Raw genomic sequence first — 16560 nt, 5'->3', positions numbered from 1 at the left:
AACTCGGGTGTGATTGGTGTGTAAAATACGCATAATTAAGCATCCTTTTGTGTATTTTGCACAAACTGAGGTGAGTAGAGAGTTTGCTTGGTCAGCAATATCCACATCAGTCGCGCCAATCTGTGTGCGGTGGCGACCACCACACAATTAAAGTGTTTTTTCTCGCGCAACTGGTTTATCCACTGGCTTAGCGCATCTGTTTTATGGTGGCTTCTGGCGATAAGGGCGCGAGCACCGTGAATAAGTTGTTTTCGTAGGTAACTGTTGCCGCGCTTAGTAATACCAGACATTTTACTTTTATCGCCTGATGCGTATTGTTTAGGTGTTAATCCTAGCCACACACCGAGTTCTTTTGCGCTCTTAAATGCCTGACCGTTCCCGATTGATGCTGCATAGGCTGAGGCATTGAGTACACCCACGCCAGGGATAGAGTGAAGTATTTTAGCGTTTGTATCCCGTTCAACGTGTGCAGTAAGCATCGCTTCAATAGCTTTAATGCGTTTAACAAGGGTTTTGTATTCGGTGTAAATATCACTCACCATTATGCGCAGCTGAGGGCGAAGCTCAGAATCACCTTCTAACGCAATGAGTCCTTGCTCAAACGCCTTCATACCGACAGCAAAAAATTAACAGTGACACCCAACCTAAATTTTGCACTTTTTGAAGTTAGAGGCTAGCCTTTGTTTAGTGTAAAAAGTGAGCTGGGTGTCTTATGGCAATCGCAAGAAAGCGTCAAGTAAGTTTGGTTGATACAAAATACTACCACTGCATATCACGATGTGTTCGGCGTGCTTTCCTGTGCGGTGAAGACCGTTTTACAGGCCAATCTTTTGAGCATCGCAGAGGTTGGGTTGAAGATAGGCTGCTTGAGTTAGCCAAGGTATTTTGTATTGATGTATGTGCTTATGCCGTAATGAGTAACCATACCCACTTAGTGTTGTACGTTGATGATAAAAAAGCGAATAGGTTAAATGATAAAGCGATTGTTATTCGTTGGCATAAACTGTGTAAAGGCACATTGCTAACGCAAAAATATGTACAAGGTGAAAAGCTAAGTAAAGTTGAACTTATCTTTTTTAATCAAACAGTAAAGGAATATCGAGAGCGCCTATCAAGTATTAGCTGGTTTATGCGGTTGTTAAATGAAAACATTGCGCGCAGAGCAAATAAAGAAGATAACTGCACTGGCCGTTTTTGGGAAGGACGATTTACGTCTCAAGCATTATTAGATGAAGCAGCCCTTGCGGCCTGTATGGCGTATGTCGATTTAAACCCCATTAGAGCTAAAATGGCTAACACCCCAGAAGAGTCAGACCATACCAGCATCAAATAGCGTTTAACGTATGCAAAGGATGGCAAGCAACCAAAACAACTACTGCGCTTTGCAGGCATGCCTCGTCAAATTATGCCAAAAGGGCTGCCGTTTGAGCTTAAATCGTACCTTGAACTTGTTGAGCTAACAGGGCGCTGTATACGAGAAGACAAACGTGGTTATATTGAAAGTACACACTTACCCTTACTCGAAAGAGTTAATATCTCCCCAGAAAACTGGTTAAAGCTCACCACACAATTTACGCGTGTATTTCATGGTGCAGTCGGCAGGCCAGCCTCACAAGAAGGTTATTGTGAAAACTTAAACCGAAAGCGGCGAGCGAATATCAGTAACTGCGAAAAGCTACTGGCATAAAACTTAAACTACTCAGTAATAAATCACAACTGCATTATGCAGTCATTTTCATGCGTGTAATTTAGGTTTAACAGTGATAATTGCTTATTAAATGTGTAACGCGCGAGTAAAGATATAAAAAGAGGTGAACTCTTAGCTCAAAAAAGTAAATTTAGTGGCGCTAGATTAGTTTACAATTGGAGTGGCTGTCTAGTTTAATGCGTGATGATTGGTTAGGCCTATTACCTACCTACGGCGCTATTATTGCCGTAGCACTTGCCATCGCTTTTTTTGTTACCGTAAAGCTTAATAAAAAGGCTCAAAAATACAGTACTCAGTTATTTGTTATTGCTGGCATTGTGGCGTTTGGTATTGTGTTAATTGCCATTGAATCAATTATGAATATTCATATTATAGCGGGCGCAAGAGGCTGGGGTTTTTATGCTCAACTGCTTGCCGGCGCGATAGGTGGTTATGCGTTTTCACAATTAATAAAGGTAACTAACAACCAAAAAGCGTATTAGATGTGTGAATATAAGTACGGCTTATACGTTATTTAGTGATTAATAAATAAAGGCCGCTGTTTATTATAAACAGCGGCTTTTAAATATGATTTTTTAGAATTTAACTAGAAATTAAACTAATTAGTTTGTAGCTACTTAGCCCAAAAATTAGGATTAAAACGGGTAGGGTTACCAGGTTTAACACCAAAGAGTTAGTGTAGTTTCCCATAACCCCTTTTTGATTAACCAGCCATACAAGGTAGGTGCTAACAATAGGAAGTAATAACCCGTTAGCCGCTTGCGCGAATATAATCACCGCGACAGGGTCTAAACCGAGTGAGGCAACCGCAGCACCAAACAATAAAATAACAATAGCAACGCCTTTAAAGCGTGCGTTACTCATATCGTTTGACCAACCTAACATGCCACACACAGCATAAGCACCCGCAAGTGGCGCTGTAATAGCACTAGTTAAACCTGCTGCAAACAAGCCAATAGCAAAAAAGTAATGAGCGGCATCACCAAGTAATGGCTCTAGCTGTACGGCCATGTTAGCCGCACTAATTTGCCCCGCATCTGTGCCATAAAATGCAACCGATGCAGTAGATAAAATAGCGAGCGTGATCACACCGCCTAAAGTGATTGATAGGCCTGTATCAACATTTGTTTGTTTAATCACTTTTTGCATGTCGCTGTTACTGTCGTGTCTAGCAGCGAGTACGCCGGAGTGTAAAAATAGGTTATACGGCACAATGGTAGTGCCAACTAAAGCGAGTATGGTTGTAATAGAGCCTTCAGGCATACTAGGAATAAAACCAGCAAATACATCACCCAGTGAAGGCGCTGCCATTACAAGTGTTGAGATAAACACTAAGCTCATTAAAATAACGAGTAAAATTAGCGCGTTTTCAACCACTTTATGTTTGCCGCTATACAGTAAAGCTGCACTAAAAAAAGCAATAAGTGGTGTCCATAGTTGGGAGCTAACTTGAGGGAATATTTCAATTAATCCCATGCTAGCGCCACTTAAGTTACCCGCTTCATAAGCTGCACTGCCCACACCAATCGCGCTAATGACTAAAAATATAGCTAAAGATTTGAATAAGGGCGTTTGAATATGTGCTCTGAGCGCTTGAGCTAAATCTTGCCCGGTAGCAACGCCAAGGCGCGCCGCCATAGATTGTAATAATATAGTGGCAACTACTGAAAACAGTAATGTCCATATAAGTGCAAAACCAAAGTTTGCACCTGCCACGCTGGCGGTAGTAATGGTCCCTGGTCCAATGAAGGCAGCGGTGACGAGCAGTCCTGGTCCTAATCGCATAATTGGCCTTAATAGTGCTATTGCATGTTGCTATTTAAAGTTACATCTAACGTTTAAAACCGATATTTATACGCGATGCCGATTGTGTTATTGCTGCCACTTAAACTAAGTGCCCTGCAGCGATTATCGCCCCTTGGCTGGTTCTTTTTTAATAAGCATATGTTATACCAATCCGCAATAATACTTAATCAATTTGAGGGATTAGATTTGACGCTAACTGCGTTAAAAATTTCTGATATAGAACAACTAAATAACGAAATTTTTGCCTGGTTATCGACACGATTTTCTCACCTCTGATAGATCACTTAATTAAGCGAATTGCTATTAAAAAAGGTCGAGTAGGATACCAACTTGTATATAAATTTAAAGGGGATACAGTGCGTTTGCATTAATTTTAAACGAATATATAAGCGAATTAAATGAATGATGCCGATATTAATATCGGCATCAGTATATTTACTTTATTAAGTTTTTAATCGCTTCTAAGCCTTTTTTTAGGGTATCTGCATCGGTAGCATAGTTAATACGAATACACTCGTGCTTGTGCGGCCAACTGTCGTCAATGCCAATAAAAAAGTTGTGCCCAGGAATTACATATACATCTTGAGCTTTAAGCTTTTGATACAACACTTCGCTGGTTATTTTTGCATCTTTAAACCACAGCCACATAAAAAAGGCACCTTCAACTTTGTGCAGGTAAACAGGCAGTTCGGCAAATACTTCATTAAACAACTCAATCGCTATGTGTGCTTTATTACGATAAAAAGGCAACACAACATTACGGCACAGTGGCAGTAGTTCGTTGTCGTTAATTAAGCGTGTCACTAAGCTTGGACCAATACTATTTGGCGATAACACCATGCTGCCATTTACGCGACCAATTGCTTTAATAATCTCATTGTTTGCAACCACAATACCGCTGCGTAAACCCGGTAGGCCCAGCTTTGAAAGTGACATACATAAAATAATATTTGAGTTCCACGTTAGGTTTGCATCGGTGTAAATACAACCTGGAAACGGATCGCCATATGCGTTATCAATAATGAGTGGAATACCATATTGCTTAGCGAGCAAATCAAGGTGTTTTACTTCATCGTCAGTAATTACATTACCTGTCGGATTGGTAGGTCGTGAGACGCACAGCGCGCTTATGCTGTTGTCGTTTGCTAGTGTTTTTTCAACTGCTTTAAAATCAATGACGTATTTAAACTGTTTTGATGTGCTGCCTGTATTTAAAATTTCGATATCAGGCTTTATGGCAACAAACATATCAGCCGATAAACCTTGATCGGCATAACCTATGTACTCTGGCGCAAGGGGAAATAAAATCTTTTTATGGCTGCCATCCGGCATTTCACCTGCCAACATATTAAACAATACAAAAAAGTTAGCTTGGCTGCCATTACCAAGTGCTACGTTATCGGCGCTAATATCCCATGCGAACTCTTTACTTAGCTGGCCAGCTAATGCAGCTCTAAACTCGTCGTTACCAGTCGGGCCGTCGTAAAGGCCAAATACCTGCGATACCTTGTTACTGGCAACGAGTTTTTGTAATTCACTTAAAAAAACCTCATTTACTTGTGGTACTAATGCGGGGTTACCGCCACCGAGCATAACAATATTAGGATTGTTGCTGTTTTTAGCACCACCTAAATCTTCCATTAACTGAGTAATGCCGTTGGGTTGTGTGAATTTAGTGCCGAAGTTTGAGTAGTTCATAATGCATAGCGTTTGTTAGTAATGGGGAGGGCAGTATAGCGTAAATAAAGGGCTTAAATCCGATGATGAGAATAATTCAATACTTAGCTTTGTAGTTGGCTATGACAATAAAATTTCTATAAAACAAAGGCTAAGTTAAGATTTTTTAACGCCGTATAAAAACTCTTCGCCGCAGTCCATATACAAATCAAATTTGGTCATAACTTTGGTGAACATGGGGGCGTGTAAAAACTCGTTTAACCATGCGCGTACATGCGTGTATTCACTTTGTAAGTACCAATGTTTATCTACACGGGCAAACTGTCTAATAAATGGCAGCAGGGCATAATCGGCTAGACTTTTTTCATCGCCCATTAAGTATTTATGCGTGGTTAGTTTTTCTTCAAATTGCTTAATAAATTCTTCGCAGGCTTTTTGGTAATAAATTTGTGCCATGTCTTTTGTGCGAGCATAAAACTTATACTTTTCAAGCACTGGTTTAAATTTCGTGTCGTTTAGCTTAATTAACTCAAGCATGCGCTCAAGTGCTAATGGGTCTTGAGTATGCAGTAAATTATGCGGATCGTTTTGCTTTAAAGCCCAGAGCATAATATCGAGGCTTTCATCTATAACTTGATTATTCGGCAACAATAAAACTGGCACCGTGCCTTTTGGCGATATTTGCAAAAGATGCTGCGGCTTATTTTTAGTTTTTATAGCGCGTAGAAGCACTTGTTGCTCTGCCATTAAAATACCCATTCGTGCGCGCATTGCATATGGGCAGTGTTGTAATGAATATAATAATGGCAGTGTCATTTTAATACTTACCTTAACTGTTTAAGCCTTCAACATATTGCTGACGTGTTTTTACTTTTACCATATGATTTAACTGATCAGCAGCGTGTGTTTGCCCGCTAATTAAATCTTGAAAATGCGCAAGTAACACGGCTTTATCTAGTTTTTCTTTATCGCCTGAGCCAATGTCAGTTAAATCAATCATGAACTCGTCAAACTTATCGGCGTAATCGGTCACAATATCCATATTTAAAAATTGCTCATGATTATAAATGCTCGGATAGCCGCCTTTTTGTTTATCAATGGCAAAGCTAATGCCTTTAACATTGGTAACGGTTGTTTCCTTTTTACAGCTCAGCATACAGCTGGCATCAATACGTGGTTTTTTACAGCCAACGGTTTGCTGGAAAAAACACTGACGGCTGGTCATCATTAGTATTGGATGATAAATGCTGTACATCATTTTAAAGTTGTTAGGGCGTTTAATACTGCGCATTTGCTGTTTGTTAATCTCGTTTGAAATAAACGCGCCTTTAGCATTTAAATCCTCTTGTAGCGTTAATAATGCATAAGAGTTTGTGGTGTTTAATAACGGGCCTGCAATCCAGTCAATACCCATTTGCACTGCTTTGTATGCTACGCCTGTGTTATTACTAATAATAAGTTTAGGTTTCGCCACTTCTAGTAAACGTACGGCTTCGTCAAAGTCTTTACCAATTAACACGGCTGGAAACCACGGAATTAACTGTGGGTGCTCTAAAAATACATTTATGTATTTATCGTTATCGGTTCTAAAGCTTTCAGGCAATTTAAAGTAAACGTCGCCGTTTGTTAAATTACATAAGTTAGCGTCTTTTATGTCCGATATTAAAACAGAGAGCGTCGTTTTATTTTCGGCTTTTTCGTGATTCACTAGTTTAGGTAATTCAACAGGGGCGAGTACGTCTTTGCCTTCGTTTAATAAAAATGCTACCTGCTTTTTAATACGCGCTAGCTCTTTAAACGGAATGCTTAAGTTGTCGCCGAGGTTTGAGTAATCCATATTTTTAATTTCAAAATTGGCATTACTAAACGTTTTAAAGCGCTTATCAATGGCAGCAATATCAACAACCGATTTATCGGCGGTTTGCATAGGCATTTGCGATTGAACTTCAAAGCGTAGAGGCTCTTTTTCGTTTTTATTCGAAAGCGTAATATCGTTTTTATCTTCAATAATTATGTTTACAGTGAATGGCTGATTTAATTGCCCTGAAAATTCTAATGTAAGCTCGCGCTTTGAAATATCTAAAAATTCAATTTTCTTTTTAACTAACGAATCAATTTCACTTTTTTGAGTAGAAAGCTCTTGCTGTGCATCGTAAATTTGCACGACCGAAATTGCGTTGTTTTTTTCATTTGCGTGATCAAAGCTATGGTCGCGCGGGTTATCGGTAAACATGTTTTTGGTCATGTCGCCGGTTAAAAACTTATTAGTAAAGTTACGGTTAAATACTTTGTATAAGCTTGAATCGTCTTCAATTAGGTTACCGGTTTGCACAAACGTGTCTATTTGTTTGCGCCAGCTATCAATAACCGTATGTACGTAGTTAGCGCCTTTAATACGACCTTCTACCTTTAACGAATCAACACCTGCGGCTACTAGCTCTGGCAGGTCGAAATAAGCTGAGTTATCTTTTAAGTTTAACGGATGCTTGTTACCCATCGCAGTTGGCTCGTATTCATCACGACACGCTTGCGAGCAGCGACCACGATTACCCGAGTTACCCACACTTACTGAGCTTGAATAACATTGCCCTGAAAACGCAATACATAATGCGCCGTGCACAAATACTTCGGTTAATACGTCGCATTTATGCGCTACGTCGGTCAGTATTTTAATTTCAGTTAAGTTAAGCTCGCGCGATAAATTTACACGTGTAGCGCCAATGCGCGCTAAAAACTCAACCTGTGATTCGTTATGCGTGGTTAACTGAGTTGATGCGTGAATATGCAACGTAGGAAAGTGCTTTTTAACTATATTGAACAACCCTAAATCTTGCACAATAATGCCATCGAGCGTGGTATTTACTAGCTGATTTAATAGCTTAAATAGCGCACCCATTTCGTGCTCTAATATAACTACATTTAGCGTTAAAAAAATCTCACAGCCGTATTCATGGGCTAGGCGAAGTGCGCCGTTAAGCTCATCAAACGAAAGATTAGACGCTCGGTTACGTGCATTAAAGGTATCTAACCCACAATAAACCGCATTAGCACCGGCTACAATGGCGGCTTTTACCGCGTTTACATCACCGCCTGGGGCTAATAGTTCAATCTTTCTACTCATGACAACTTCACTTTGCTCATATTTAATTGCCGCGAATTTTATCTGGTTAAGCACGTTAATGCTATTTATTGAGGGATATAATAAAGACTAAAATAAAAGAGTGTATAAAATTACAATTAAGCTGGCTGATTTATTACGTAAACATGTAATAAAATGATAGTTTATAAGCAAGCTAGTCTTTCAACTTTACTTAGGCGATACCCATCAGTAATCAAAATATTAAACAGTTAAATACAGATTTAAACGCTCAAGAAGCTGTAATTACCAACACTCACCTAAAAATAGCCACATTTAATCTGTTTAACTATCTTGAGCCACCCAATGCATACTATGAGTTTGAGAAAATTTATACCGCGCAGCAGTGGGCTAAAAAGCAGCGTTGGATTGTTGATTACTTAACAGAACATGCGCCTGATGTGATTGGTTTTCAGGAAGTGTTTAGCATTGATTCGTTAAAAGAGTTAATGAGTGAGCAAGGTTATAATTACTTTGCAGTAGTTGATGAGCCTGAGGTGATTGACGACTTTATTTATAAACGCCCCGTAGTGGCAATCGCCTCTAAATACCCGATAGTTGAAGTGGCGTCGGTTGAGCACGATAGCGAGCTTGCAAGTGCACTTGGCCTTAATAGTGAGTTTACTTTTAGTCGCAAGGTATTAAGAGCGACCGTTACTTTGCCGCACATAGGCAATACTGATTGCTATGTGGTGCATTTTAAATCTAAGCGCCCAATGATTAATGTTGATGAGCACAATAAAGAGCTTACAGCCGAGCAAAACATAATTGAGATTTTAAAAGCGAATGTAGCGGGCGGTTGGGGCTCAACTATTCAGCGTGGTAGTGAAGCTACATTGCTAATGATACAAATGATTACTCGCCGCGAAGCTACGCAGCAACCCATGATGCTAATGGGCGATTTTAATAACGACCTAGCTGATGGTGTGCTCAGTCATTTACTTACTAATACGCTACGTTTTGCCCCTGCGTTTGACGCTAAAACCTACTTAGCTAAATATTGTCTAAATGATTCATGGGATTTGTTTGTTAAGTCGCAGCTAAGTAATGATGAGGTTTTTAGCGATGAAGCAATAACAAACGATGAACAAAGTGATTGTGATCGCAATAACAGCGAGATTGTTGATTCAGCGGATAAAAGCCAAGTAAAAAATATAAATATAACAAAGACAGCACCGTTAAGGCCGCCAACACATTATTATGGCGCGAGCAGCTCTGTGCTTGATTACATTTTATTGTCGTGTGAGTTTGACGCTAGTTACGATGACAGCTTTTTTGAAGTAAGCGCGTATAACACTTACGACAGGCACTTAATAAACCCCGAGTATGAGCGTGATGATTTAACTACCGACCACGGTGTTGTATTGGTTACCCTTAAACTAAGAAGCTAGGTTTTCTCATTTAATAACTTACAGCGTACGATTAAGCTAAAAAAGAATTAAGCTGCAATATGCATAATTATGCTAAAATCATAAATTAACAATTACCCATATTGCAGCGAAACTTGACCTGCAGTCTTTATGTGTATATTTTATCGCCAGAATTTTTGCATTAAATTAATAACAAATCACTAAAATGGTAAATATGGAATTTTACACTTACTCGTATCACACGCGAAAGATGGAGTTAACTTCGCAAGTACACACTTTCTTCGTAAATCGAATTTATAATTCTAAATTGTTAGTGAAAGCTTTGCTTTTTGCTTTGTTTATTAGTTTAAGTAGCGCTTACGCGCAAGAAACCACCTCATACAGTTTAATCAATGAATCTAATACAGGGCTGCTAAAAAGAGCCGAATTACTTATGGATACTGACGTTATAACAAGTATCGAACTAAGTAAGGCGTTGTTGTTACAAGCGCAAAGTGCTGATGACACGTTACTCAGCGCAAAATTACATAACTTATTAGGTAAAGCGAATAAAAAAAATAACAATATTAATGAATCGCTTCATCACTTTTCACAATCCTCGGCTTATTACAGTAAATTAAATGATTCACGCAACCAAATAAAGGCGTCTATTAATTATATAAAAATATTATTAGATGAAAAACGTTATGACGAACTTGCTAACCGCATTGAAACTTTATTACCAACAACGCTTGTGTATGGCGATGAGTTTTTTATAGCACAAGTACTCCTAACAAAGGGGGATTCGTTTTATGAACAAAAAAAATACAATGACGCGATAACGCAATATTCATCTGCTTTAAAATACCTTGTAAATAAAGACGAACAAATACAAAAACAGTTAGGTGAAACGTATAAAAAATTAGCTCAGTCGTATAAGCGCCTTGAAAATAGAGAGCAAACGGCTCATTTTTATACCAAAGCTTTAGAGATATATACTAATTTAGATGATTTAAAGTTGATGGCGCGTACATTAAATACACTAGCAGAAGCGCAGCGCTATTTAGACAACTTAGTTTTAGCCCTTGATTACTCCACTCGTGCATTAGAAATACATAAAGAAATTGACGATCCTGTTGGCTTGGCTAAAGCATTATTAGGTGCTGGTATTATTTATCGACATATCAACCTTTATGAAAAATCACTTAAGCATATAAATGAGGCATATTTATATTATAAAAAAGTAAATAACGTGCTTGGGATTGCTAAAACATCCAATCAAATGGGGCTGCTATACACACGATTAAAGCAGTTTGATCAGGCCGAGATTTTCTATCAAATAACCATTGATTTACCAAAAGGTGTGGTCGAGGAAAAAACGCTCGCGTCGGCCTTAAGAGAAATGGCTGTTATTAACTATGAGTCTGGCGACTTAGAATCAGCGATGAGATTTGCTCAGAAAGCTTACGTAACTTATAAAACCAAAAATCTTACATCCTACATTTCTATAACGGCGCGTATTATTGCTAATATTTATCGTGCCCAAGGAAATAAAAACAAGGCTATAGAGTATTACAAAGAGTCGTTGTCGTTCGCCAGAGAAACGGGCAGTAAGCTTTATGAGATAAAGTCGCTAACAGCGCTTGCGGCGATTTTAATTGGTATTGATACAAATGAGGCGATTTCTTTACTAAAAAGGTCACTCGCTTTATCAACCGAAATAGATGATAAGTTACATATGCTATACGCTTATCGTGAAATTCGAATAGCAGAAAAACAGCGTGGACGAATAAATGAATCACTACGTTACGCAGAAGAAGAAATTGCCCTGACCGGAATCATTCAATACGAAAGAGACGAAAGTAAGCTTGCTCTTGAAAAAGCACATTTGCATTCTCACAAAATGGAAATAGAGCTGGAAACGTTAAGAGAAAAAGAAAAACTCCATCAACTTGAGCTTGAAAAGAAAAACAATGAAATTGAAATATCAGGCCAAGCTAGGGTTATATCAGAGCTAGAGCTTGCAAAAAACAAATACGCGAGTATTGCGCTCGCATTTTTATTAGCCGCTTGTTTAGCTATTGTTTTATTGGTTTATCGAAGCTTTATTGCCTCTAAAAAACGTAATGAAGAGTTAGACTATTTGGCCGCGAGAGACCCTTTAACCAATTGTTATAACCGCCGCATTTTATTTGAGATTATGAATCGCGACTTTTTGGATTTACCTCAGATTGAAGAATATTGTATTTTAATGGTCGATATTGACCATTTTAAAAGTGTTAACGATACTTATGGGCACAGCATTGGCGACACCGTACTTTGTGGCGTTGCCAGTCTTTTACAAGCCAATATACGTACGAGCGATAGCGTTGCCCGTTTTGGTGGCGAGGAATTTTGTATTATTTTACCCAACACGACTCAAGAGCAAGCAATACGTATTGCTGAAGCTATTCGTATTAAAGTAGAAAAAGCGATATTTGATGATATTCCTGTTACGTGTAGTTTTGGGGTTACGTCTATTAAATTTAAAGCCAGAACACCTTCTGAGTTAATTGAACAGGCCGATTTAGCACTTTATGAGGCTAAGTCTTTGGGTCGTAATCAAGTTGTGTTGTGGGATTGTGCGTTTGAAGAGTTTAAGCTTTTTAGATCGGAGTAAATCCAGCAGTATACAGCTCAGTTTTGATGTTATTTTTAAAATCATAACAAGTAAATTTTATACAACGCCGTGAGTTACTTACATATGTAATTAGGCTTATTAAATTAACCCTTTAAATATCAGTGTATTAACTTAGGCCTTAAAATTGCACTCTAAACTAAGTTAAAAAACAAAATAAAGGATTTAGTAATGACTGAAGTTGCACTTTCGGCCTATTTGGCATTTTACCTCTATTTAATTATGTTGCTTGTACAGTGGGCTGTGGCTACGTTTAGCAAAGCTAAAGAGCCAAATGCTGTACCAGGTAAAATTGACGAGGATTTATCGCACGATAGCTTTATATTTAGAGCGCATCGTACGTTTCATAATACGCTTGAAAACAGCGCATTATTTATAGGTACGGTGTTATTTGCGTTTGTAATTAATTATCAAAGCCCGATTTTTGCTATGTGTATTTGGGTGTACTTAATTGCGCGCTTAATTCACATGGCGCTGTACTACGCTATAGCAACGGAGAACAACCCAAGTCCACGTAGTTACTTCTTTTTAATTGGTGTGCTTGCTAATGTGGTTATGCTGATAATGATAGGGTTAAGACTAATCTCTTAATTTATAAAAAAGTTATAAGCTCTATTTATAACTTTAAACAAAAAAGCGAAGAGCCTTTAAGGCATCTTCGCTTTTTTGTTTAGGTAGCAGCAGAATATAAACCACGTCTACAGTAAGGTAATATTAATGGCTAATCGACGCCTATAAACCCACCTGTTTGGTGTGTCCACAGGGCTGCGTAAATCCCGCCCTTAGCGATTAGTTCTTCATGAGTGCCTTGCTCAACTACGCCGCCGTCATCAAGTACAATTAATCTGTCCATTTGTGCAATGGTTGAGAGCCTATGCGCTATGGCGATTACTGTTTTGCCTGTCATTAAGTCATCAAGACTTGCCTGAATTGCCGCTTCTACTTCTGAGTCGAGTGCACTGGTGGCTTCGTCGAGTATAAGTATGGGTGCATTTTTAAGTAGCACACGTGCAATAGCAATACGTTGGCGTTGACCGCCTGAAAGAGTAACACCGCGTTCGCCCACTTGTGCATCAAAGCCTTTGTTACCTTTGCTATCTACCAAGTCGTTTATAAACTCAAGTGCCTTAGCTTGTTTGGTCGCGTTGATCATTTCGTCTTGTGTTGCATCAGGGCGACCATACAAAATGTTGTCTTTTACTGAGCGATGAAGCAGGGAAGTGTCTTGCGTAACCATCGCTATGTAGCGGCGTAGACTTTCTTGGCTTACGTCTGTGATGTTTTGCCCATCAATTTTTATTGTTCCTGAGTCAGTATCGTAAAAACGCAGTAACAAGTTAACAAGTGTTGATTTACCTGCACCAGAGCGACCGACTAAGCCAATTTTTTCGCCAGGTTTAATGTTTAAGTTTAAACCATTCATTACTGGGCTGCGATTAGTCTCGTTTGCAGCTTTGCCGTAGTTAAAATGTACGTTGTTAAACTCAATAGCACCTTGGCTTACGTTAAGTGTATCGGCATTTGGTTTATCGGCAACTTCAATAGGGTTAGACAGTGTTTTCATACCATCGGCTACGGTGCCAATGTTTTCGAACAAGCTGCTTATTTCCCACATGATCCATTGCGCCATACCGTTTAATCTAAGCGCTAAACTAACAGCAACTGCAATGGCACCTGCGCTAATTGCACTAAGCGACCATAAATAAAGTGATACTGCGGTAACCGAAAATACTAATAAATAATTTAAGCTTTGAATAACAAAGTTTAGGCTGGTTACCAAGCGCATTTGTTTGTACACAGGCTGCAAAAATACATCCATGCTTTGTTTTGCGTATTGCTCTTCACGCTGGGTATACGAAAACAATTTAATAGTAGAAATATTTGTGTAGCTATCAACAATTCGACCGGTCATTTCTGAGCGCGCATCAGCTTGTGAGCTGGCAATTTTTTTAAGGCGAGGTACAAAATAAAGCTGTACGCAAATGTATAAAACTAACCAAACCAGTAAAGGGATCATTAAGCGCCAATCAGCTTCGGCAACTAAAAATACCATTGAGCCAAAATAAACCACTATGTACATTAATACATCGAGTAGTTTGGTCACTGTTTCGCGAACGGCTAAAGAGGTTTGTAATACTTTGGTGGCTATTCTTCCTGCAAACTCATTTTGATAAAAGCTCACACTTTGGCGCAGTAAATAACGATGCGCTAACCAGCGAATCGACATAGGGTAATTGCCCAGTAATGCTTGGTGCAAAATAGCAGAATGAAAAAATACGACTACGGGCAATACCAGTAAGAGCATGACAGCCATTTTGATAAGTTCTGATTTTTGCTCTACAAACAAGGTTTCGGGTGTGTAGGCCGTTAACCAATCAACAAGCTGCCCCATATAGCTAAATAAAGAAACCTCTAAAATAGCGAGCATGGCGGCGCTGATTGACATTAGCACCAACGACAATTCCATTCCTTTGGTGTAGTGACGACAAAAAGCAAATAAAGTCGAAGGCGGCTGAGTAGGTTGATCCTCAGGAAATGCTTTTGTCATTTTTTCAAATAATCGATACATTTTAAAAACTTAAATGGCAAATAATGGTGGCTATTATACCATTTAAGTATTTTTAAATGCAGGTTTGTAAGGTATTAATTGTGAATATGCTAGAGCGTTATTAATATAAACTTATGTATAAAAGAACACCTAAAAACACTTCACTTACTTTATAGCATTGGGTTATTTAGGTTTGTACCTTTGCTCATGTATAAATCGTCATATCTGAGACCACCATTTCCGTAAGGCTTTTTAATTGGGCCTGTATTACAGTTTGCTAAAAAATATATAAGAGGTTGTTCGCGCTTCATTCTAAATTGTGCATTTTTATACACCAGTGTTTGCTTGCTAAATTCACCACCTTTTACGTAAACATCATATTGCTGACCTTGCTCTGAGGCTGCTGCGTTATTAACAACGTACCATACGTCGTACCAGGTATTTGTTTGCAGTGGCTTGGCCGATTGTTTGGTAGTGTAGTTTTGAATGTTGCTATACCCGCTGTCGGTTTTAACCATTAAAGCGCCATCGTTTACAAACCCGTTTGATTCTGTTTTATCGGTTACGCGAAGTGTAGGCTCAAACGCATCGTACGCATGTTTATTAATTAGCTCTGGCGTAAGGTTGCTTAATCCAAAAGCATGGTTATTAGGAAAAGCAGCTACGTTTATACGCATATAAAATGTGTAGGTTTGACCAACTTCAACCGCTTGTGGAAGTTTTGTATAAGAAAGCGCTTTACGATTTCCTACAATGCCCTCAGCTGCAGGTTTTTTTAGTAAATAATGATTTGTTGATGAGTTTGCTTGTTCTGGTTGTATAACTGTTATTTGTGGGTTTTTAACCTGTGGTTTAGTTTCATTTTGGGTATCGACACTTTGCCACTTGCTAAGTGAATTTTCAAAGTTATCAATAAGTAGCCAATCGCTCGATGTACTTTTTTGAATGGTTGAACATGCTGATAGCGTGCTAAACAAACATAGAATTAAAATGTGTTTGGAAGACATAATTGGCTCTCGTAATATTATTGATATTTGGTTAACCAATTTAAATTTTGGCTATAGTTTTTATTGAGAGTTATGTAACCAATTTAATGTTTTTATGTCAACCATTAAAGCAATAGGTAATGGCGTGGGAACTGCGAAGATACAAAAATTATTATTCCATTCAAAAAATTAACCAGTAAACTTATCCATTAAATCAACTCAGCAAATTTCAGCTGAGTTTAAAATAATTTAATAGTTAGGATGTTATATGTATACGGGTTCGTGTTTGTGCGGTGAGGTAAGGGTTGAAGTGTCGGGTAGTATAACCAGCATTATTCATTGTCATTGTTCACTGTGCAGAAAAAACAGCGGGACTGCATTTGCAACCAATGGCTTTGTAAATACAGATGACTTCACAATAACCAAAGGAAAAGCATTACTTAGTGAATTTAGTTTTAAACCAGGGCGCACTCGTTACTTTTGTAAGTGGTGTGGCTCGCCGGTTTACAGTAGCAATAATGATGACAAAAGCAGAATACGAATTCGTTTAGGAATATTTGATAGCGATATTACTGAGCAGGTTTTATCGCATAATTTTGTTACGTCTAAAGCTAACTGGGAGAAGTTAGAAACAAGCTTACCGTGCTATGAAAAACATGAACCTGGACGGTAA

Annotated in this window: 11 protein-coding genes and 2 pseudogenes; 6 read left to right on the top strand and 7 right to left on the bottom strand. The window is 38.6% G+C overall.

Features of this window, described 5'->3' with window-relative positions; all coding sequences use genetic code 11:
• Window positions 1-35 precede the first annotated feature (35 nt).
• A complete protein-coding gene (locus I6F45_RS01080; RefSeq protein ID WP_231609583.1) occupies window positions 36-611 on the bottom strand; it encodes an IS110 family transposase in 576 nt (191 codons plus the stop codon).
• Between the two features lie 101 nt (window positions 612-712).
• On the opposite strand from I6F45_RS01080, the pseudogene I6F45_RS01075 reads away from it, so the two are divergent.
• Together I6F45_RS01075 and I6F45_RS01070 are read left to right on the top strand one after the other, a co-directional pair.
• A pseudogene (locus tag I6F45_RS01075) lies at window positions 713-1687 on the top strand (transposase).
• 191 nt (window positions 1688-1878) lie between these two features.
• Window positions 1879-2190 (top strand): annotated as a pseudogene (locus tag I6F45_RS01070) (hypothetical protein); the annotation flags it as partial.
• A gap of 100 nt (window positions 2191-2290) precedes the next feature.
• Here I6F45_RS01070 and I6F45_RS01065 read toward each other — a convergent pair.
• The 4 genes from I6F45_RS01065 to I6F45_RS01050 form a co-directional block, all read right to left on the bottom strand.
• On the bottom strand, window positions 2291-3493 hold the full coding sequence (locus tag I6F45_RS01065; RefSeq protein WP_165741191.1) for an Nramp family divalent metal transporter: 1203 nt from the start codon (window positions 3491-3493) through the stop codon (window positions 2291-2293).
• A 456-nt stretch (window positions 3494-3949) separates the two neighbouring features.
• The gene (locus tag I6F45_RS01060) at window positions 3950-5212 is read right to left on the bottom strand and encodes a valine--pyruvate transaminase (RefSeq protein ID WP_197159450.1); all 1263 of its coding nucleotides are present in this window, start codon (window positions 5210-5212) and stop codon (window positions 3950-3952) included.
• Window positions 5213-5347: 135 nt separating this feature from the next.
• On the bottom strand, window positions 5348-6007 hold the full coding sequence (locus I6F45_RS01055; protein WP_197159449.1) for a glutathione S-transferase: 660 nt from the start codon (window positions 6005-6007) through the stop codon (window positions 5348-5350).
• 13 nt (window positions 6008-6020) lie between these two features.
• The gene (locus I6F45_RS01050) at window positions 6021-8312 is read right to left on the bottom strand and encodes a peptidase U32 family protein (protein ID WP_197159448.1); all 2292 of its coding nucleotides are present in this window, start codon (window positions 8310-8312) and stop codon (window positions 6021-6023) included.
• A gap of 296 nt (window positions 8313-8608) precedes the next feature.
• On the opposite strand from I6F45_RS01050, the gene I6F45_RS01045 reads away from it, so the two are divergent.
• The 3 genes from I6F45_RS01045 (at window position 8609) to I6F45_RS01035 (ending at window position 12944) form a co-directional block, all read left to right on the top strand.
• On the top strand, window positions 8609-9718 hold the full coding sequence (locus I6F45_RS01045) for an endonuclease/exonuclease/phosphatase family protein (RefSeq protein ID WP_197159536.1): 1110 nt from the start codon (window positions 8609-8611) through the stop codon (window positions 9716-9718).
• Between the two features lie 412 nt (window positions 9719-10130).
• Entirely contained in the window at window positions 10131-12335 is a 2205-nt protein-coding gene (locus I6F45_RS01040; RefSeq protein ID WP_231609582.1) for a tetratricopeptide repeat-containing diguanylate cyclase, read from the top strand.
• 189 nt (window positions 12336-12524) lie between these two features.
• The gene (locus tag I6F45_RS01035; protein WP_166376823.1) at window positions 12525-12944 is read left to right on the top strand and encodes an MAPEG family protein; all 420 of its coding nucleotides are present in this window, start codon (window positions 12525-12527) and stop codon (window positions 12942-12944) included.
• A gap of 130 nt (window positions 12945-13074) precedes the next feature.
• On the opposite strand, the gene I6F45_RS01030 is transcribed toward I6F45_RS01035, so the two are convergent.
• Together I6F45_RS01030 and I6F45_RS01025 are read right to left on the bottom strand one after the other, a co-directional pair.
• Window positions 13075-14922 (bottom strand): ABC transporter ATP-binding protein, encoded by a 1848-nt coding sequence (locus I6F45_RS01030; protein WP_165727854.1) that lies wholly within the window; start codon window positions 14920-14922, stop codon window positions 13075-13077.
• Between the two features lie 149 nt (window positions 14923-15071).
• Window positions 15072-15908: a hypothetical protein gene (locus I6F45_RS01025; RefSeq protein WP_165727855.1), complete on the bottom strand. Its 837-nt coding sequence runs from the start codon at window positions 15906-15908 to the stop codon at window positions 15072-15074.
• A gap of 247 nt (window positions 15909-16155) precedes the next feature.
• Between I6F45_RS01025 and I6F45_RS01020 the strand changes: the two genes are divergently transcribed.
• The gene (locus tag I6F45_RS01020; RefSeq protein WP_165727856.1) at window positions 16156-16560 is read left to right on the top strand and encodes a GFA family protein; all 405 of its coding nucleotides are present in this window, start codon (window positions 16156-16158) and stop codon (window positions 16558-16560) included.

The sequence above is a fragment of the Pseudoalteromonas sp. SWYJZ19 genome, from assembly GCF_015864375.1.
GTDB classification, from domain to species: Bacteria; Pseudomonadota; Gammaproteobacteria; order Enterobacterales; family Alteromonadaceae; genus Pseudoalteromonas; species Pseudoalteromonas arctica.
The sequence above is the reverse complement of the archived record's forward strand: the minus strand, read 5'-3'. Positions and strand labels throughout refer to the sequence as shown.